General features: G+C 70.4%; 20 protein-coding genes. 12 read left to right on the top strand and 8 right to left on the bottom strand.

From position 1 onward, the window contains the following. Nucleotides 1–186: 186 nt before the first annotated feature. On the bottom strand, nt 187–1,908 hold the full coding sequence (locus ACFXJ8_RS31040) for a hypothetical protein (protein WP_379647525.1): 1,722 nt from the start codon (nt 1,906–1,908) through the stop codon (nt 187–189). Between the two features lie 225 nt (nt 1,909–2,133). Further along, nucleotides 2,134–2,850, bottom strand: coding sequence for an IclR family transcriptional regulator (locus ACFXJ8_RS31035; RefSeq protein ID WP_379647524.1), 717 nt, complete (start codon nt 2,848–2,850; stop codon nt 2,134–2,136). Between the two features lie 64 nt (nt 2,851–2,914). Here ACFXJ8_RS31035 and leuC point away from each other — a divergent pair, with 64 nt between their 5' ends. The 4 genes from leuC (at nt 2,915) to ACFXJ8_RS31015 (ending at nt 5,520) form a co-directional block, all read left to right on the top strand. Then, nucleotides 2,915–4,300: a 3-isopropylmalate dehydratase large subunit gene (gene leuC, locus ACFXJ8_RS31030; protein ID WP_379647523.1), complete on the top strand. Its 1,386-nt coding sequence runs from the start codon at nt 2,915–2,917 to the stop codon at nt 4,298–4,300. 12 nt (nt 4,301–4,312) lie between these two features. Beyond that, nucleotides 4,313–4,900 carry a 3-isopropylmalate dehydratase small subunit gene (gene leuD, locus ACFXJ8_RS31025; RefSeq protein WP_379647522.1) on the top strand — a complete coding sequence of 196 codons (588 nt, stop codon included), beginning with the start codon at nt 4,313–4,315 and terminating at the stop codon, nt 4,898–4,900. Beyond that, nucleotides 4,879–5,118, top strand: a complete 240-nt coding sequence (locus tag ACFXJ8_RS31020; protein ID WP_379647521.1) for a hypothetical protein — start codon at nt 4,879–4,881, stop codon at nt 5,116–5,118. The genes leuD and ACFXJ8_RS31020 overlap by 22 nt, the downstream gene beginning before the upstream one ends. A 102-nt stretch (nt 5,119–5,220) precedes the next feature. After that, nucleotides 5,221–5,520, top strand: a complete 300-nt coding sequence (locus tag ACFXJ8_RS31015) for an HU family DNA-binding protein (RefSeq protein WP_358126422.1) — start codon at nt 5,221–5,223, stop codon at nt 5,518–5,520. Between the two features lie 62 nt (nt 5,521–5,582). On the opposite strand, the gene ACFXJ8_RS31010 is transcribed toward ACFXJ8_RS31015, so the two are convergent. Beyond that, entirely contained in the window at nt 5,583–5,786 is a 204-nt protein-coding gene (locus ACFXJ8_RS31010; protein ID WP_379647520.1) for a hypothetical protein, read from the bottom strand. A 57-nt stretch (nt 5,787–5,843) separates the two neighbouring features. On the opposite strand from ACFXJ8_RS31010, the gene ACFXJ8_RS31005 reads away from it, so the two are divergent. Beyond that, nucleotides 5,844–7,076 (top strand): MFS transporter, encoded by a 1,233-nt coding sequence (locus ACFXJ8_RS31005; protein ID WP_379647519.1) that lies wholly within the window; start codon nt 5,844–5,846, stop codon nt 7,074–7,076. Here the strand turns inward: ACFXJ8_RS31005 and cofC are convergent. Continuing rightward, a complete protein-coding gene (gene cofC, locus ACFXJ8_RS31000; protein ID WP_379647518.1) occupies nt 7,057–7,686 on the bottom strand; it encodes a 2-phospho-L-lactate guanylyltransferase in 630 nt (209 codons plus the stop codon). The genes ACFXJ8_RS31005 and cofC overlap by 20 nt on opposite strands. A gap of 80 nt (nt 7,687–7,766) precedes the next feature. Here cofC and ACFXJ8_RS30995 point away from each other — a divergent pair, with 80 nt between their 5' ends. From ACFXJ8_RS30995 to ACFXJ8_RS30980, 4 genes are read left to right on the top strand one after another with little or no spacing between them, the layout of a single operon-like run. Continuing rightward, the gene (locus ACFXJ8_RS30995) at nt 7,767–8,477 is read left to right on the top strand and encodes a lysophospholipid acyltransferase family protein (protein ID WP_379647517.1); all 711 of its coding nucleotides are present in this window, start codon (nt 7,767–7,769) and stop codon (nt 8,475–8,477) included. Nucleotides 8,478–8,482: 5 nt separating this feature from the next. Beyond that, entirely contained in the window at nt 8,483–9,493 is a 1,011-nt protein-coding gene (locus ACFXJ8_RS30990; RefSeq protein ID WP_379647516.1) for an NAD(P)H-dependent glycerol-3-phosphate dehydrogenase, read from the top strand. Next, nucleotides 9,490–10,431, top strand: coding sequence for a PLP-dependent transferase (locus ACFXJ8_RS30985; protein WP_379647515.1), 942 nt, complete (start codon nt 9,490–9,492; stop codon nt 10,429–10,431). Before ACFXJ8_RS30990 ends, ACFXJ8_RS30985 begins: the two co-directional genes overlap by 4 nt. An 11-nt stretch (nt 10,432–10,442) precedes the next feature. Beyond that, complete coding sequence (locus ACFXJ8_RS30980; protein ID WP_379647514.1) at nt 10,443–11,537, top strand: D-alanine--D-alanine ligase family protein; 1,095 nt, start codon at nt 10,443–10,445, stop codon at nt 11,535–11,537. Between the two features lie 15 nt (nt 11,538–11,552). Here ACFXJ8_RS30980 and ACFXJ8_RS30975 read toward each other — a convergent pair whose 3' ends face one another. Continuing rightward, nucleotides 11,553–11,975: a DUF3515 family protein gene (locus tag ACFXJ8_RS30975; RefSeq protein WP_379647513.1), complete on the bottom strand. Its 423-nt coding sequence runs from the start codon at nt 11,973–11,975 to the stop codon at nt 11,553–11,555. Beyond that, nucleotides 11,972–12,205, bottom strand: coding sequence for an Lrp/AsnC family transcriptional regulator (locus ACFXJ8_RS30970; RefSeq protein WP_379647512.1), 234 nt, complete (start codon nt 12,203–12,205; stop codon nt 11,972–11,974). Before ACFXJ8_RS30970 ends, ACFXJ8_RS30975 begins: the two co-directional genes overlap by 4 nt. A 113-nt stretch (nt 12,206–12,318) precedes the next feature. On the opposite strand from ACFXJ8_RS30970, the gene ACFXJ8_RS30965 reads away from it, so the two are divergent. The 3 genes from ACFXJ8_RS30965 (at nt 12,319) to thiD (ending at nt 15,999) form a co-directional block, all read left to right on the top strand. After that, nucleotides 12,319–13,296 (top strand): thiamine-phosphate kinase, encoded by a 978-nt coding sequence (locus ACFXJ8_RS30965; protein WP_379647511.1) that lies wholly within the window; start codon nt 12,319–12,321, stop codon nt 13,294–13,296. A 221-nt stretch (nt 13,297–13,517) separates the two neighbouring features. Continuing rightward, nucleotides 13,518–15,179 (top strand): hypothetical protein, encoded by a 1,662-nt coding sequence (locus ACFXJ8_RS30960; protein ID WP_379647510.1) that lies wholly within the window; start codon nt 13,518–13,520, stop codon nt 15,177–15,179. Nucleotides 15,180–15,210: 31 nt separating this feature from the next. Then, on the top strand, nt 15,211–15,999 hold the full coding sequence (thiD, locus tag ACFXJ8_RS30955; RefSeq protein WP_379647509.1) for a bifunctional hydroxymethylpyrimidine kinase/phosphomethylpyrimidine kinase: 789 nt from the start codon (nt 15,211–15,213) through the stop codon (nt 15,997–15,999). Between the two features lie 6 nt (nt 16,000–16,005). Here thiD and ACFXJ8_RS30950 read toward each other — a convergent pair whose 3' ends face one another. Next, nucleotides 16,006–16,446 carry a PIN domain-containing protein gene (locus ACFXJ8_RS30950; protein WP_379647508.1) on the bottom strand — a complete coding sequence of 147 codons (441 nt, stop codon included), beginning with the start codon at nt 16,444–16,446 and terminating at the stop codon, nt 16,006–16,008. After that, entirely contained in the window at nt 16,443–16,697 is a 255-nt protein-coding gene (locus ACFXJ8_RS30945) for a hypothetical protein (protein WP_379647507.1), read from the bottom strand. The genes ACFXJ8_RS30950 and ACFXJ8_RS30945 overlap by 4 nt, the downstream gene beginning before the upstream one ends. Nucleotides 16,698–16,811 lie beyond the last annotated feature (114 nt).

Below are 16,811 nucleotides of genomic sequence, written 5' to 3'. Positions count from 1 at the left end.
CTTTTTTTACTATCACCTCCTCCAACCTTTTTTTTTTGTTTTCTGGTGGGATTGTTTTTGTTTATAAGAGCCTGGGCACCCCCCCCCGGGGGGGGGGGGGGGGCGCGGCCCCCCGCTGGACGCAGCCCGGAGCCTCCGCCGCGCGTAGCGCGCCCCTGGCGGAGGCCCATGCCTTTGGGAGGCGGGTCAGGAGGACGAACGGGCCTTGAAGAGGGCTCTCTTGGCCGCCTTGGCCACGTGTTTGTCCGGGTGGACCTGCGAGATCAGGTCGAGCAGTTCCTCGACGTGCGCGTGCGGGATCTTCCAGATCACCTCGAGCAGGTTGTTGAGCAGTTCGGGACCGATGTCCCGCAAGCTGCTCACGAACTCCGCCCGTCCGAGACCGGCGGAGATCGTCCACATGTCGAGAATGAGCCAGTGGGTGTCGTCCTGGGTGGGCTCGGGTGCGCCTTCCACCTCCAGCTGTGTCAGGTGCGTCGCCGCGTAGGGGCGCAGCGAGGGCTCCTTCAACGCCTCCCGCCATGCCGGGATCGCGTCCTCGCCGAGCGTGCCGACCACGCTCGCCGCCTGCACTCTGATCAGCGCGTCGGTGTCGTCCTCGGCGGCGGCCTCCAGCAGCTCGCGGGCGGCCTCGCCGGGCTCGCGCAGCTCCATCCAGGCCGCGAACTCCGCGTCGGCCTCCTCCTCGGGCAGCTCGGCGCTGAAGGCCAGCAGTTCGAGGGCGGTCATCGCGTCGATCGCGGGGCGCGCGTCGAGCTCGATGTCGGAGTCGTCGACCAGGTGGACGACGCCTTCGGTGCCGAGCGGGGTGAGCGTGACCTCGTCGCCGGTGACGGTGAGCATGCCGTACCCGACGAGCCAGTCGAGGACCGGCGTCAGCGGGTCACCGTAGTGATCGCGGGCGGCGGCCCAGGCGTCGGCGCCGAGCTCGTCGATGTCGGCGGCGGCCTCGGACAGCTCGTCGCGCAGCTCGGCCAGCCCGCGTGAGCCGCCGCCCAGCAGCAGGCGGACCAGCAGCCCGCGGCTGAGGCCGCCGAGGGCCATGGTGAGGTCTTCGTCCTCGAGTTCGGGGTCGCCGTAGTCGATCGAGTGGAGGCCGAGCATCCAGGCGTCGAGCACGTCCTCGTCGTCGTCGAACGGCCAGTCGGCGGTGTCGTCGTCGACGCTGACGGTGTCGTCGCCGTCGGGCTCGAGGAACTCCAGGTCGACCGCGAGGTTCCAGATGTTCCACAGCTGCGGTACGGCCGCGGCGAGCGGGCCCTCGGTCTGCGGCCTGGGCAGGCCCATGACCGCCAGTGCCTCCTCCACCTCGGCGTCGGACAGCAGGCTGTCCTCGCCCACCGCGCGCGCCTCGCCGACCCAGACCGCCAGGTCACGGGCCTTGGCGAGCAGTGGTACGGCACGCGCGGCCGCGGCCAGCTCGCCGTCGGGGCGCAACCGGATCGTGGGCAGGTCGGCCAGCTGGTCGGCGAAGGGCTCGAAGTCGCCGAGGTCGCCGGTCTCCTCGCGCACGTCCTCGTCGCCGTCGTCGATGAGCTCCTCCATGGCCTCGACGAAGTCGTCCTCGAGGTCGTCGAGCTCGTCGAGCAGATCGTCGAGGGAGTCGGAGCGCTTGGCCAGCTTGTCGGTGTCCGACAGGAAGGTCAGGTAGGCGCGCACCGCGCCGATCATCCCGTCGGCCGCCTCGTCGGGATCTTCGACGACCTTCGGCATGCGGTCGAGCAGCACGGTCCTGAGGTCGGCGCGGCGCCACCGGCCGACGTCGTCGGAGGCGGAGAGGCGGTGCCACAGCGCGGCAGGGCCAACCAGGTCGGGGTCGCTGCCTGGGGAGTGTTCCCGGGCCCACACGATGAACTCTTCGAGCAGGGGACGCAGCTCATCGGCGGCTACCTCGATGCGATCTGTCACCCACTCAGGCTAGTGCGCCCTGGCTGCGGTCGGCCCATGAAATACGCGTAGCGCTGATCACGAAAAGTCGGGGCATAGGAGACAGGGCCCGTGGGAGCGCGCCCAGCCACGCCTACGCGCCGCTCCAGCGGCCGGTCACACCCGCGCCCACACCGCTCCAGCGCCGCTTCAGCGCCCGCGTCGCTCCCACACCCCACGCCCGCGCCACTCCGGCGGGCCCGCGATTCAGTTCGCGCGGCGCATGGCTTCGGTGATGCGTTCGGCCGCGGCCATGACCGGCACCGCGTGGAGCCGTCCCGGGGTGCGGGTCAGCCGCTCTATCGGTCCGGATACTGAGACGGCCGCGACCACCTTGCCGCCCGTCCCCCTGATGGCCGCCGAGACGCTGGCCACGCCCTGCTCGCGCTCGCCAACGCTGTGGGCCCAGCCGCGCCGCCGTACAGAGGCGAGGGTCGCGGCGGTGAACTTCGCCCCGCGCAGCCCCCGGTGCAGCCGGTCGGGCTCCTCCCAGGCGAGCAGTATCTGGGCGGCGGACCCCGCCGTCATCGGCAGCGCCGAGCCCACGGGAACGGTGTCGCGCAGGCCGCTGGCGCGCTCGGCCGCCGCCACGCACACCCGCTCATCGCCTTGCCGCCGGTACAGTTGCGCGCTCTCTCCCGTCAGATCTCTGAGCTGCGTCAACACGGGCGCGGCGACCGCGAGGAGCCGGTCCTCACCCGCCGCGGTGGACAACTCCGACAGCCGGGGGCCGAGCACGAAACGGCCCTGTGTGTCGCGCGAGACGATCCTGTGGTGTTCCAGCGCGACGGCGAGCCGGTGAGCTGTGGGGCGGGCCAGTCCGGTGGCCTGAACCAGCATGGCGAGCGAGGCCGGGCCCGCTTCGAGGGCGTTGAGCACGAGAACGGCCTTGTCCAGTACGCCGACTCCGCTAGAGTTGTCCATACACCGATACTGCCGTCTCGATATATGAGAAGGCAAGTCGGGGCAAAGTCTCAAGGAGGAGATCATGGGCCGCACACTCGCGGAGAAGGTCTGGGAGCAGCACGTCGTACGCCGCGCCGAGGGCGAACCCGACCTGCTCTTCATCGACCTGCACCTCATTCACGAGGTGACCAGCCCGCAGGCCTTCGACGGCCTGCGCATGGCGGGGCGCAAGGTGCGCAGGCCCGATCTCACCATCGCCACCGAGGACCACAACGTCCCGACCGTGCTGGGCCCGATCTCCGACCCCGTCTCCAAGACGCAGGTCGAGACGTTGCGCAAGAACGCCGCCGAGTTCGGCGTCAGGCTGCATCCCATGGGCGACGCGGGCCAGGGCGTCGTGCACATCATCGGCCCGCAGTTCGGCCTGACCCAGCCCGGCATGACGATCGTGTGTGGCGATTCTCACACCTCGACGCACGGGGCGTTCGGCGGCATCGCGTTCGGCATCGGCACCTCCGAGGTCGAGCACGTGCTGGCCACCCAGACGCTGCCCGCCTACCGCCCGAAGACGATGGCCATCGAGGTCAGCGGCGAGCTGCCGGTGGGCGTCACGGCCAAGGACCTGATCCTGGCGATCATCGCGAAGATCGGCACCGGCGGCGGCCAGGGTTACATCGTCGAGTACCGCGGCGAGGCCATCCGCAAGCTCTCCATGGAGGGCCGGATGACGATCTGCAACATGTCGATCGAGGCGGGCGCCCGCGCCGGCATGATCGCGCCGGACGAGACGACGTTCGCCTACCTGGAAGGCCGCGAGCACGCGCCGAAGGGCGAGGCGTGGGACCAGGCCGTCGAGTACTGGAAGTCGCTCAGGACCGACGACGACGCCGTCTTCGACAAGGTCGTCGAGATCGACGCCACGACGCTGACGCCGTTCGTCACGTGGGGCACCAACCCAGGGCAGGGGCTGCCGCTGGGCGAGGCCGTACCGTCGCCCGAGTCCTTCGCCGACCCGGTGGAGCGCGCGGCGGCCGAGCGGGCACTGGAGTACATGGGCCTGACGGCGGGCACCCCGCTGCGCGAGATCGAGGTCGACACGGTCTTCGTCGGCTCATGCACCAACGGGCGCATCGAGGACCTGCGGGCCGCGGCCGACGTCCTGCGCGGGCGTCAGGTCAGGACGCGCACGCTGATCGTGCCCGGCTCGATGCTGGTGAAGCTGCAGGCCGAGAAGGAGGGCCTGGACGAGGTGTTCACGGCCGCGGGCGCGGAGTGGAGGCAGGCGGGGTGCTCGATGTGCCTGGGCATGAACCCCGACACGCTCGCCCCCGGTGAGCGCAGCGCCTCGACCTCCAACCGCAACTTCGAGGGACGGCAGGGCAAGGGCGGACGCACCCACCTGGTCTCGCCCGCCGTCGCCGCCGCCACCGCCGTCGCCGGCACGCTGACCGCCCCCGCCGACCTGTAAGGACCGCTGATCATGGACGCTTTCACCACCCACACCGGTACGGCGGTGCCGCTGCGCCGCAGCAACGTCGACACCGACCAGATCATCCCCGCCGTCTGGCTCAAGCAGGTCAGCCGTACCGGGTTCGAAAAGGGCCTGTTCTCCGCCTGGCGGGAGGACCCCTCCTTCGTCCTGAACGACCCCGCCTACGAGGGCGCCAGCATTCTGGTGTCGGGCCCCGACTTCGGCACCGGCTCCTCGCGCGAGCACGCCGTGTGGGCGCTGCAGCAGTACGGCTTCCGCGTCGTGATCGCCGCCAGGTTCGGCGACATCTTCCGCAACAACTCCACCAAGATGGGCCTGCTGCCCGTCGTCCTGCCGGGCGAGAAGGTGGAGGCGCTGCAGGCCGCCGTCGAGGCCGACCCCACGCTGGCGGTCACCGTCGACCTGGGCGAACGCCAGGTCCGCTGGGCCGGTGAGGTCGTCTCCTTCGAGCTCGACGACTACACCCGCTGGCGCCTGATGGAGGGCCTGGACGACATCGGCCTGACCCTGCGTCACGCCGACGACATCACCTCGTACGAGAATGGTCGGCAGCCATGGCTGCCGACGACCGTCTAGAAGACGACGAACTGGCGCGGCGGTTGCGCGAAGCGCACCGCCGCGTCCGCGTGCTGCCCGTCGCCGACAGGGAGCGTTTCGCGCGCCGATATCTGGCGATCTGTGATCTCGCGAAGCGTGATCCCGATCGTGCGGCGGCCCGGCTGGAAGCCTTCCTTGCCGATCTGTACGGCGATTCCGACACGCCGGGTGCCCAAAAAAACGCGTCCGGTGATTGAGTTCCTTCGCAATTCCCCTTTAGATTCAACCCGTAAGGGGTTTCTCGACCGTTGGACTCGTCTGCTGGAACCCCGAGCCGTAACAGGGGGAGCGAAACCTACATGAACAAGCGGGAACTCGTCGACGCCATCGCGGACCGGGTGGGCGACAAGAAGACGGCCACGGAGGCCGTGAACGCGATTCTCGAGGCCATTCAGAAGGCCGTCGCCAGCGGCGACAAGGTCTCGATCACGGGCTTCGGCGCGTTCGAGATGGTCCACAAGCCGCAGCGCACGGCCAGGAACCCGTCGACCGGAGCCGAGATCAAGGTCGCCGAGAGCTGGGGGCCGAAGTTCCGTCCAGGCTCGGACTTCAAGGAACTGGTCAACGCCGGGGGCAAGAAGGCCGCCAAGAAGAAGTAAATTCAGTGTGGAGCGCCCGGACACCCGATGAGGGAGTCCGGGCGTTTTTCATTGTCGGCGCTTCAGCCGGGCACCGGGAATGTCGACAGCGTGATGTAGGTGATCTCGTCTCCTGAAACGAGGAGATTCACCCGCTGCCCCGTGCGCAACAGCCGTAGTGGCCCCGCGTCGAACGCTCTCGTGCCGAACTCGAGCACGCTTCCGTCGTCGAGGAACACCGACCCCGAACGGGTCACCGGATCGAAACTCCGCACCGTCGCCTGCACGAGACCCAGCGTAAATGGTTTGACGGTCGCGAAGGGAGCCGGTGAGGATCACGGTTCGTGCCCGTTGATCAGACCGTCTGGCGGAACTCCGCTTTCCAGCGCCTGGTCGGCGCCGACGCCCTCAGCCAGTTCGGCACCCAGGTCACGCTCGTCGCGCTGCCGCTGACGGCCCTGCTCGTGCTCGACGCCAGCCCGTTCCAGCTCGGCCTGCTCACCGCGGCGGAGATGGCCGCCTTCATGCTCATCGGCCTTCCCGCGGGCGTGTGGGTCGACCGGATGCGCCGCCGTCCCATCCTGGTCGCCGCCGACGCCGTGCGGGCGCTGGCGCTGCTCAGCGTTCCGCTGGCCGCCTTTGCGGGGGTGCTCTCACTCGCCCAGCTCTACGTCGTCGCGTTGGTCGTGGGCGTCGGCACCGTCTTCTTCGACGTCGCCCACATGAGCTTCCTGCCCTCGATCGTCCGCAAGGAGGAGCTGTCGAGGGGCATCGGCACCCTGGAGACGCTGCGCAGCGGCGCGTGGCTGACGGGCCCAGGGCTCGGTGGATGGCTGGTCCAGGCGCTCACCGCGCCCATCGCGCTGCTGGCCGACGCGATCTCCTACGCCTGCTCGGCGCTGATCCTGTCGACGATCAGGGCGGAGGAGAGCCCCGCCGTCCAGCAGGAGCGCAGGAACCTCAGGGCAGAGGTCGCCGAGGGCCTGAGGTACGTGCTCGGGCACCGCGTCCTGCGCCAGATCGCCCTGGTCGGCGCGCTGAACATGCTGACCAACGGGCTCTGGGCCATCGTCCAGCCGCTGTTCCTCGTGCGCGAACTCGGCCTGAGCGCGGGGGTCTACGGGCTGATCGTGTCGGCCATGGGCGTGGGCGGGGTGGTGGGCGGCGTGATCGCCCCCAAGATCGTCGACAGGTACGGCCACGGCGCGGCCATGTACGGCGGCGCCTTCTTCGCCGGGCTGTTCCCGCTGATCGGCGGCTTCGCGGGAGAGGGCTGGCGCGTTCTGCTCTACCCGCTCGGCATGTGCCTCCTCTTCGTCGCGGCGGTCGTCTACAACGTCGCCCAGGGCAGCTACCGCCAGGCCGTCACCCCCGACCATCTGCGCGGCAGGATGAACGCCACCATGCGCTTCCTCATGTGGAGCGCGATGCCGGTCGGCGGCGTCCTCGGCGGCCTGCTCGCCGAGCAGGTGAGCGTCGGCCAGCTCCTCTGGGTGGCCTGTCTCGGCACGGCGGCCGCTCACCTGCCGGTCATCCTGTCGCCGTGGATCAGGCGTCTCAGAGCCGAAGCAGGCTGACCACCTCGGCCGTGCGCGGGCCGAGCCCGAGCGCCATGGCCGCGCGCAGGTCGTCAGGGGTGTCCACGTCCCGTCTGACCGACTCGATGCCCTCCATGGCCAGCTCCTTGGCGCCCCCGGCCAGGTGCTTGGCCCTCGACTCGCCGCCGAAGCGGGGCGTGAACGGCAGGCCGGGCCGTACGCCGTAGAAGGTCGTGCCGACGTCGAGCGCGTCGGGCACGAACGACTGGTCGAACTCGGCGGCCGCTTCCAGCACCGTGGCCAGTTCGGCGGCGCGCAGCGCGGGCAGGTCGGCCTGGAGCGCGCCGATCGCGTCGCCGGGCGCCAGCCGTACGGCATGGGCGGCCCCCGCGCGCAGCGCGGTGTTGAGTCCGCGGTCGGGATCGGGGACGACCACGGCGCCCAGCGCGGCGAGCGGTCCGGCGGCGGCCGGATCGGCCGTGACCACGATGACCCGGGCCACGGGCGCGCTCGCCAGCGCCGCGGAGAGCGTGTCACCGGCCACCGCGACCGCCAGCGCGGTCCTGTGCGATCCGGTCGCCGCCGCCAGCCGGGTCTTGGCCGCTACCAGCGTCTTCACCGGGATGACGAGTGACCAGCGGATGCTCATAGGCTTAAGCATCTCGTCTCGACATCCCGCGCGGCCAACCGGGAGACTTGGGGCGCAAGCCGTCTCTCTTGGAGGAGTTCATGAGCCGCCCCGGCCGACCATCGCGCTTCTGGGAGACCTTCGCCGTCGTGATCGTGAAACCGCTCTCCTGGTTGCTCGTCAAGAAAGACTGGCGCAGGGGCGAGCTGATCCCGAAGAGCGGCGGCATCATCATCGCGACCAACCATCTGTCATGGACCGATCCTGTTCTGCTGTCGCACTTCCTCTACAACAACGGCCGCTGGCCGATCATTCTCGCCAAAGCGGCCCTGTTCAGGGTGCCGCTGCTGAAGGTGGCGGTGCGCTCGCTGCTGGCGATCCCCGTCGACAGGGGCACCAGCGAGGCGATCAGGTCGCTGGAGATCTCCGAGCAGCGGCTGCGCGACGGGGGCGTGATCCTGTTCTACCCCGAGGGCACCGTCACCCGTGATCCCGACCTGTGGCCGATGGTCGGCAAGACGGGCGCGGCCCGGCTGGCGCTGCAGACGGGCGCGACGGTGATCCCCGTGGCGCACTGGGGCGCGCACGAACTGTTGCCCTACGGCGAAAAGAAGCCGAGACTCTTTCCTCGCAAGACGTTCACCGTGAGGGTCGGACCACCCGTCGACCTGTCGAAATACGAGGGGCAGCCGTTGCGAGGGCCGGTGCTGCGAGAGGCGACCGCCGACATCATGGCGGCGATCACCGTTCAGCTCGCGGAAATCAGGGGAGAGAAAGCTCCGGAGACCCCCTACGACCCGGCGAGGCGGTGAAGCGGATGACCAGGGCCGCCGTGTTCGGCACCGGCTCGTGGGGCACCACGTTCGCCATGATCCTGGCGCGGGCCGGGGTGAGCACCACGCTGTGGGGCCGCCGCGCCGAGATCGTCGAGGCGATCGACCGCCGCCACGAGAACCCCGACTACCTGCCGGGCGTCACCCTGCCGTCGACCATCAGGGCCACGACCGACCCGGCCACCGCGCTCGACGGCGCCGACTTCGTGGTGCTGGCCGTACCCTCGCAGACCCTGCGCGCGAACCTCACCGCCTGGAAGCCGCACCTGCCGCCCGACGCGGTGATGGTCAGCCTGATGAAGGGCATCGAGCTCGGCACCACCAAGCGGATGAGCCAGGTCATCATGGAGGTCGCCGACTGGCCGCAGGAGCGCGTCGCGGTCGTCTCGGGGCCCAATCTGGTCCCGGAGATCTATCGGGGTCAGCCGGCGGCGACCGTCGTGGCCTGCCCTGACGAGCGGACCCTCGAACGCCTTCAGGAGGCCTGCCACGTGCCGCCGTGGTTCCGCCCCTACACCAACCCCGACGTCGTCGGCGTGGAGCTCGGCGGCGCGGTCAAGAACGTGATCGCGCTGGCCGTGGGCGTCGCGGCGGGCATGGGCATGGGCGACAACGTCGGCGCCATGCTGATGACCCGCGGCCTGGCCGAGATCTCCCGCCTCGGCGCGGCGCTCGGGGCCGATCCGCACACGTTCGCGGGCCTGGCCGGGATGGGCGACCTGATCGCCACCTGCACCTCGCCGCTGTCGCGCAACCGCACCTTCGGCGAGAACCTCGGCAAGGGCATGACGCTGGCCGAGGTCGTCGCGGTCACCAAGCAGACGGCCGAGGGGGTCAAGTCCTGCGAGTCGGTGCTCGAACTGGCCAGGAAGCACGACGTGGAGATGCCGATCACCGAGGTGGTGGTGGGCGTCGTCCACGACGGCATGACTCCCGAGGAAGCAGGGGTGCTGCTCATGTCGCGCACCCCCAAGCCGGAGAGATACGGCGTGTGAGAGAGAACACCCGGTGCGTCCGCGTTCCCACCGGCGGCGGGTACGCCGCCGCCGTAGCCGCCCTCGAGGGCGCGGCCGCACCAGAGAACGTGGCGGGCAGGGCCTTCGCCTCGGGCCAGGCCGCCCTGGCCGCCGTCCTGCTGACCTTCCTGCGCGGCGGCACGCACGTGATCGCGCCCGCTCCGGGGGCCGGCGTGCTCGCCAACGTGCTGGGCAGGTTCGGGGTGAGCGCCGACTTCGTCGACACCGGAGACCTGTCGTCGGTACGGCAGGCCGTCCGCGGCAACACGAAGATCATATACGTCGAAACGCTCACGGACACCGCCGTCGCCGACCTGCGCGGCCTCTACCGCCTGGCCAGGGAGGCGGGCGCGATGCTCGTGGTCGACTCCACGCTCGCCACGCCGATCGTCTGCCGCCCCCTCGAACACGGCGCCGACCTGGTCCTCCACTCGACCGAGACGCTCCTCGGCGACCGGGAGGGCGGCGTCGTCGTCGGCCGGCACGACCTCATGCACCGGCTCACCCACGACCTCGGCGCGCCGCTGTCGCCCGCCGACGAGCCCGCGCTGCTCGGCGCCCTGGAGACGCTGACGCTGCGGGTCAGGCGCAGGTGCGCGACCGCCATGGAGTTCGTCGCCGCCGTGGCCAAGCATCCCGCCGTCGCCGCCGTCGGCTACCCGGGCCTGCCCCACCACCCCGGACACCACCTGGCGCGCCGGCTGTTCGACTCCGGCCCCGAGGGCACCAGGTTCGGCTCGCGGGTGAGCCTCACGCTCCGCGGAGACGCCGACGACCTCGTGAAATCGCTGCGGCTGATCGGCAACAGCACCACCGCCGTCAGGCGGGGCGCTGCCGTCCTCTTCACGATCGGGCTCGAGGACGTCGAGGACCTCGTCGCGGACGTGACACGAGCCCTTGACTCCCAAGCAGGGTAGATTCGGGCGACATGAGCAAGCCACGCGTCGCGGTCGTTTTCGGTGGTCGCAACTCTGAGCACGCCGTCTCCCTCATGGGGGCGGGCAGCGTGCTCGAAGTGATCGACAGGTCCAGGTACGAAGTGATCCCCATCGGGATCGCCCAGGACGGCCGGTGGGTGCTCGCCTCCGGCGACCAGCGGTTCGCGATCGAGGACGGCAAGCTGCCCGTCGTCGACACCTCGGGCACCGAGCTCGCCCTGCCCTCCGGCGAGGCCGCGCTGATCGCCTACGAGCAGGGCAGCATCCCCGTCGAACTCGGCTCCGTCGACGTGGTCTTCCCCGTCATGCACGGCCCCTTCGCCGAGGACGGCACCATCCAGGGGCTGCTGGAGATGGCGGGCGTGCGCTACGTCGGCTCCGGCGTGCTGGCCAGCGCGGTCGGCATGGACAAGGGCTACATGAAGGCCATCCTGGCCTCCGCGGGGCTGCCCATCGGCCGCTACGTGGTGGTGCGCGAGCGTGACTGGCGCCTCGACAAGGACCGCGTGGTCAAGGAGGTCGAGGAGCTCGGCTGGCCGGTGTTCGTCAAGCCCGCCCGCGCGGGGTCCAGCCAGGGCATCTCCAAGGCGCACGACGTGGCCTCGCTGGAGACGGCCATCGAGTACGCGCGGACGCACGACCCGAAGGTGCTGGTCGAGGCGGCGATCGTCGGCCGTGAGATCGAGTGCGCGGTGCTGGAGTCGCTCGGCGACGAGCCGCCCGCCGCCTCCGTGCCCGGCGAGGTGCTCGTCGAGGGCGGGCAGGAGTTCTTCGACTTCGAGGCCAAGTACTACCCCGACCAGATGTCGCTCGCCGTGCCCGCCGACATCCCGGCCGACAAGGCCGAGGAACTGCGCGCCATGGCGGTGCGGGCCTTCGAGGCGCTGGGGTGCGAGGGACTGTCGAGGGTCGACTTCTTCTACACGGCCGACGGGCGGCTGATCCTCAACGAGATCAACACCATGCCGGGGTTCACCTCGCTGTCGGTCGCGCCGCAGCTGTGGGCGGCGACCGGGCTGACCTACGCGCAGCTGGTGGAGCGCCTCATCCAGCTCGCCCTCAACCGCCCCGCAGGCCTCCGCTGAGGGGCCGCGGCGGCGTCAGCCGGTGGCCTTCTTGATCGGCTCAGCCAGGTCGATCAGCACGCTGGTCGCCTCGTGCGTCTTGGCGATCGTCACCTCGACGTAGGCCGGTCCCGTCACCGCCGTGAAGAGGGTCGGCGTTGTGGGGTCGGCGAACCACCCGACCCCGTCGAGCTCGGCCAGCTGGTCGGTGGCCGCCATCCGCGCGGGGCGGGGCACCCCGCACCGCAGCGCGATCTCCGCCGACCCCCACACCGCGACGTACGGCGACTCGGGCGTGGACGCCATCCGCCCCGCGCCGTCGAGCTGCTGCGGCAGCAGGCCCGCGAGCTTCGTGCACGCCGCGACCGCCTCCCCCTCGGGGACGGGCGGTTCGACCTGTACGGCGCCGCCGCACCCGGCAACCAGGAGCAGTGCCAGGACGGCCGCGCTTTGCCTCATATGTGGACGATAGGGCACGTCAGCGTACGCGTTATGCCTTCGACGGCCTGGATCTGGGCCACGACCAGCTTGCCGAGCTCGTCGACGTTGCGGGCCTCCGCCCGGACGATCACGTCGTAGGGCCCCGTCACGTCTTCGGCCTGGGTGACCCCGGCGATGCCGGCGATCTCGCGGGCCACGGCGGCGGCCTTGCCGACCTCGGTCTGGATCAGGATGTACGCCTGCACCATTACGTCCTCCCGGGCGATTGGATCAGCGCCGAAGGGCCACCGTACCCTGTGTGCCACCTCATGAGAAACGCGGGTTGGGTCCATGCCATACGGTGGCTGGCGATGCGGCGGGCATGTTTCCCATGAGCAGGAGGTGCGTCATCACAGTCGGAGATCTCGGCGAGTTCGGAGTTATTGCGCGCATTGCGCGGCGCCTGCCGCAGGGCGAGAGCGTGCTGCTCGGTCCCGGTGACGACGCCGCGGTGGTGAAAGCGCCCGATGGGCGCGTCGTAGTGACAACGGACTTGTTGATCGAGGGTAGGCACTTTCGCCGCGATTGGTCCAGCGCGTATGACGTAGGCAGGAAGGCCGCAGCACAGAATCTTTCCGATATCGCCGCAATGGGGGCGATTCCGACCACACTCGTGGTGGGGCTCGGCATGCCGGGTGACGTTCCCGTGGACTGGGTCGAAAGGCTCGCCGACGGGTTCAGGGAAGAGTGCGAGGTCGTCGGAGCCAGCGTGGCCGGAGGCGACATCGCCCGCTCCGAACTCGTGGTGATCGGCGTGACCGCCCTCGGTGACCTCGCGGGACACGCGCCCGTGACCCGCTCGGGAGCGCGCCCTGGCCAGGTCGTCGCCTACGCGGGACGGCTGGGCTACGCGGCCGCCGGGCTGGCCCTCCTGGGCGCCGGGATCGTGCCGACCGGCGGACCGCTGCTCGAGGCGGTCGAGGGGCACAGGAGGCCGCGTCCGCCGTACCGGAGCGGGCCCGAGGCGGCCCGCCTGGGCGCCACGGCGATGCTGGACGTCAGCGACGGGCTCCTCCAGGACCTCGGGCACGTAGCCGAGGCGAGCGGGGTGGGCATTTCCCTCGAACCCGGCGCTTTCCCCGTCGGCGAGCCGGTGGCCGCCGCCGCGAAGGAGCTCGGAACCGACCCGCTCGACTGGATTCTCTCGGGTGGCGAAGATCACGCACTGGCCGCGATTTTCCCCTCAGAGGTACGGCTACCGCCCCACTGGACGATCGTCGGACGCGTGATCGACGGAGCGAAGGTCCAGGTCAGCGGGCGTGCGACCGGGCCCGGTGGATGGGACCACTTCAGAGCGTGAAAGAGCCGTTCCGAGAAGATACCCCCGGGAAAGTTGTGACAAACGCGTATTAAAGATGTTATTAAGATGGGCGGCCCATGTATCCGGCAGGAAGGGCAAACATGGCCCGCCACGGCACCGGCGAACCAGAGAACGCGTGGAACCAGGGGGGACGCGGCTCGGAAGACCCGCGAGAGGCGGACTTTCGCTCCTTCGACGACCCCATAGCCACGGGGGCCTTCATGGCGCCTGGGGCTGATCAGGCAGGGTGGCCCGCGCCGCCCGACCAGATCGACCAGCAGTTCCAGGCGGGCCCCACGACGGGGGAGTGGGCCATGCCGCCGCAGCAGCCCGACGTCCCCGGCGCTTTCGCCACGGGTCCGATGTCGGCACATGACGCTTTCGGCGCCCCCGTGTCCGCCTACGGCGGCCCTGCGGCCGGTGGCCCGACGCCGCCCGGCGACCAGAACTTCGGTGACCGGGGTTTCGATGATCGAGGCTTCGATGACCGGAGCTTCGATAACCCGGGTTTGAACGACCGGGCTTTCGACGACCGTGGCTTCGGTGAGCCTAGCTTCGGGGACGCGGTTCGCGATGGTTCCGCCTTCGGCGACCAGGGCTTCCGTGACCCCGGCCCTGCGAACCCCGGTTTCCGCGACCCAGGGCCTGGCGACGCCGCCTTCGGCGACCAGGGCTTCCGAGACGCCGGCCCCGGCGACCCGGCCTACGGCGACCCGGCCTACGGCGACCCGGCCTTCGGTGACACAGGCTTTCGTGACGCCGGTCAGGGCGACACCGCGTTCGGCGGGGCGCCGTACAGCGGGCAGGGCTTCGACGACGGCGGAGGGTCCGCGGCGGGACCGACGGCCGCCTCCAGCTCGCCCAACGACAGGCTCGTGGCCACCGGCCCGCCCCGGCAGCCCGTCGCCGCGTGGGAGGAGGCCCCCGAGCCCAACGAGACGGCCTTCCTCGGCTCCGGCGGCTGGGACGAGGGCCCCGACTGGGGCGACGAGCCCGAAGAGAAGTCGTCGCGCAGGCGGCGAGGCAGGCGCGCCGCCGCCGAGCCTCGCGAGGCGGGGCAGGGCGGCCGCGGCAAGATCGCGCTGCTGTCGGTCGCGGCCGTCGCCATCGTGCTCGGCGGCACCGTCGTCGGCGTGCGGATGATGAGCTCCTCCAGCGAGGCGCCCAAGGCAGGGGCGGTCACCCAGCCCGCCCCGTCCACCTCCGAGACCGCCGAACCCGATCCCGCCGTCGAGGAGAGCGAGCCGGTCGAGGAGAGCCCCGCCGCGGAGCCCACGGAGGAGCCGACCGAGGAGCCGTCGGCCACCAGGCCCGTCACCAGGACCCGCCCGACGGCCACGGCCCCCGCCGAGCGCGAGCCGCGCCGTACCAGCACGCCGCGGCCGACCAGGGCCACCCAGCCTCCCGTCGTGGACGACGGCGAGGCCACCGACGAGCCCCCCACGACGCCGTCCACCGGCCCCTCCAACATGAAGGAGGCGGACTCCACCGGCCAGCCGGGCGTCACCGAGCCCGGCCCCGTCGCCAGCTCCACCTCCGGCACCGGCTCGGGCTCCCAGACGAGCTCGACCAGCAGCGGCGGCGCCGCGGTGAACGTCACGTTCGACGTCGTCAGGCAGCGCCTGACCGGCTACACCGCCGAACTGCAGGTCGTCAACGACTCGGCCAAGTCCCTGGCCGACTGGACGCTCAGCGTCCCGGTGGTCGGCAGGGTCTCGGCCGTGAGCGGCGCCCAGTGGATGCAGGACGGCGGCCTGCTGGTCATCCAGCCCCGCGACGCGCTGGCGGCCGGTGAGTCCGTGCAGGTCACCTTCACCGCGAGCGGAACTCCCGACGTCCCCGAGACCTGCGGCCTGGTCGGCGGGGAGTGCACGGTCGACTGAGCCGTCGCGGCCGAGTGGTTGGATGGACGCCATGACCCCTCCTCGCGTACTCACCGTCGCCGGATCCGACTCCGGCGGCGGCGCCGGCATCCAGGCGGACCTGAAGACGATGCTGGCGCTCGGTGTCCACGGCATGAGCGTCATCGCCGCCGTGACCGCCCAGAACTCCTTGGGCGTCCAGGGATACTGGGAGCTGCCGCCCGAGGCGGTGCGCGCCCAGCTCGACTCGGTGCTCAGCGACATCGGCGCGCAGGCGATCAAGACCGGCATGCTGGCCTCGCCGGTCCTGGTCGAGACGGTCTCCGAGGCGCTCGCCGCGGCGGGCGCGCCCGTCGTCGTCGACCCCGTCGGCGTGTCCAAGCACGGTGACCCGCTGCTCGTCCCCGAGGCGATCGACACGCTCAAGACGCGGTTGCTGCCGATCGCCACGGTGGTCACGCCGAACCTGTGGGAGGTCGAGCAGCTCACCTCGGTCAAGGTGGAGGACGAGAGCGACCTGCGCCGCGCCGCCGACTCCATCCTGGCCCTCGGGCCGACATGGGCGCTCATCAAGGGCGGCCACCTGCCCGGCGAACCCGTCGACCTGCTGACCAACGGCGCTGAGGAGTACCGGTTCACTGCTCGGCGCCTGGACAACAGGCACACCCACGGGACGGGCTGCACGCTCGCCTCGGCCATCGCCTCCCACCTCGCGCTGGGCGACGACGTGCCGACGGCTGTCGGCAAGGCCAAGGAGTACGTCACAGGCGCGATCGGCCGCGGCTTCCCGCTGGGCGACGGCATCGGCCCCGTCGACCACGCCTGGATGTGGCGCTCCTAACGGCGGTTAGACGTCGACGATGACAGTCTTGAGGGCGGACTCCACTCTGAGGAGGTCATCGCGGTCGGTGGTGAAGACCAGGGCCTTGATCTGGCCGTTGGCCTCCCTCGCGCAGAGTGCGACGTTGACGTCGACGATGTCGTCATGCCCGCAAGCGGCGATCGTCTTACCGATCTCCCTCGCTCGTGGTGCGGTCAGCTCGTCGATCAGGAGATCGGCCTCACGCTGACCGTCGGCAAGCTTCAGCATGGCGGCCAGGCGGGCCTGACGAGGACCGCCGCGCCAGATCTCGGCGAGGACGGTCCGCGGCACGACACCGATCGCTTCGCCCGCTGAGACGCGCGCCACCGCGTCGAGCACGGTGTCGTTGCCGCGCTCGAGTTGGATGAGGGCTCCGGAGTCGAAGACGAAGGTGGGCTTTTCGGCCTTCTCCACGGGTGGCTTCATGCGACACCGCCCTCGCGCAACCTGCGCAGGTTTTCGAGCGCGTTATCGATCTTCGCCTTGGCCTCTGGGCTTGGCTCACCGAACTCTGCCTTGAGCTCGTCGACCAGTGCGGCGAGCTCGGTGCGCTGCCGGATCGCGCCCATCGCCTGGGCGATCATGCCTGACACGGAGTCGGCCTGGCCTTCCCTGACTTGGCTCTGCATCCAGGCGTAGAGGTCGTCGGGGAGGCTGACGCCGATCTTCTTGGTCATACCGTCAGTATAACCACGGGGGGTAAGCGTGATTGTCACGCGATGACCATAGGTGCTCACCCAGCGTGACGCAACTCGCTTTTCGAGCAGATGTTCGTCTCGGTGTAAGAAACC

Origin of the sequence: Nonomuraea sp. NPDC059194 (assembly GCF_042754765.1) — a bacterium.
In the GTDB taxonomy this organism is placed as follows: domain Bacteria; phylum Actinomycetota; class Actinomycetes; order Streptosporangiales; family Streptosporangiaceae; genus Nonomuraea.
Note: the sequence above shows the minus strand (reverse complement) of the source record. Positions and strands in the feature narration are given on the sequence as shown.

Excerpts from the sequence above, each read along its gene's own strand:
- cofC (WP_379647518.1), bottom strand. The coding sequence starts at position 7,686 with ATGAGCATCCGCTGGTCACTCGTCATCCCGGTGAAGACGCTGGTAGCG.
- ACFXJ8_RS31020 (WP_379647521.1), top strand. The coding sequence starts at position 4,879 with ATGGCTGCCGACGACCGTCTAGAAGACGACGAACTGGCGCGGCGGTTG.
- ACFXJ8_RS30970 (WP_379647512.1), bottom strand. The coding sequence starts at position 12,205 with ATGGTGCAGGCGTACATCCTGATCCAGACCGAGGTCGGCAAGGCCGCC.
- ACFXJ8_RS31015 (WP_358126422.1), top strand. The coding sequence starts at position 5,221 with ATGAACAAGCGGGAACTCGTCGACGCCATCGCGGACCGGGTGGGCGAC.
- ACFXJ8_RS30960 (WP_379647510.1), top strand. The coding sequence starts at position 13,518 with ATGGCGCCTGGGGCTGATCAGGCAGGGTGGCCCGCGCCGCCCGACCAG.
- ACFXJ8_RS30990 (WP_379647516.1), top strand. The coding sequence starts at position 8,483 with ATGACCAGGGCCGCCGTGTTCGGCACCGGCTCGTGGGGCACCACGTTC.
- thiD (WP_379647509.1), top strand. The coding sequence starts at position 15,211 with ATGACCCCTCCTCGCGTACTCACCGTCGCCGGATCCGACTCCGGCGGC.
- ACFXJ8_RS30950 (WP_379647508.1), bottom strand. The coding sequence starts at position 16,446 with ATGAAGCCACCCGTGGAGAAGGCCGAAAAGCCCACCTTCGTCTTCGAC.
- ACFXJ8_RS30945 (WP_379647507.1), bottom strand. The coding sequence starts at position 16,697 with ATGACCAAGAAGATCGGCGTCAGCCTCCCCGACGACCTCTACGCCTGG.
- ACFXJ8_RS31035 (WP_379647524.1), bottom strand. The coding sequence starts at position 2,850 with ATGGACAACTCTAGCGGAGTCGGCGTACTGGACAAGGCCGTTCTCGTG.
- ACFXJ8_RS30965 (WP_379647511.1), top strand. The coding sequence starts at position 12,319 with ATGTTTCCCATGAGCAGGAGGTGCGTCATCACAGTCGGAGATCTCGGC.
- leuC (WP_379647523.1), top strand. The coding sequence starts at position 2,915 with ATGGGCCGCACACTCGCGGAGAAGGTCTGGGAGCAGCACGTCGTACGC.
- ACFXJ8_RS30995 (WP_379647517.1), top strand. The coding sequence starts at position 7,767 with ATGAGCCGCCCCGGCCGACCATCGCGCTTCTGGGAGACCTTCGCCGTC.
- leuD (WP_379647522.1), top strand. The coding sequence starts at position 4,313 with ATGGACGCTTTCACCACCCACACCGGTACGGCGGTGCCGCTGCGCCGC.
- ACFXJ8_RS30980 (WP_379647514.1), top strand. The coding sequence starts at position 10,443 with ATGAGCAAGCCACGCGTCGCGGTCGTTTTCGGTGGTCGCAACTCTGAG.
- ACFXJ8_RS30975 (WP_379647513.1), bottom strand. The coding sequence starts at position 11,975 with ATGAGGCAAAGCGCGGCCGTCCTGGCACTGCTCCTGGTTGCCGGGTGC.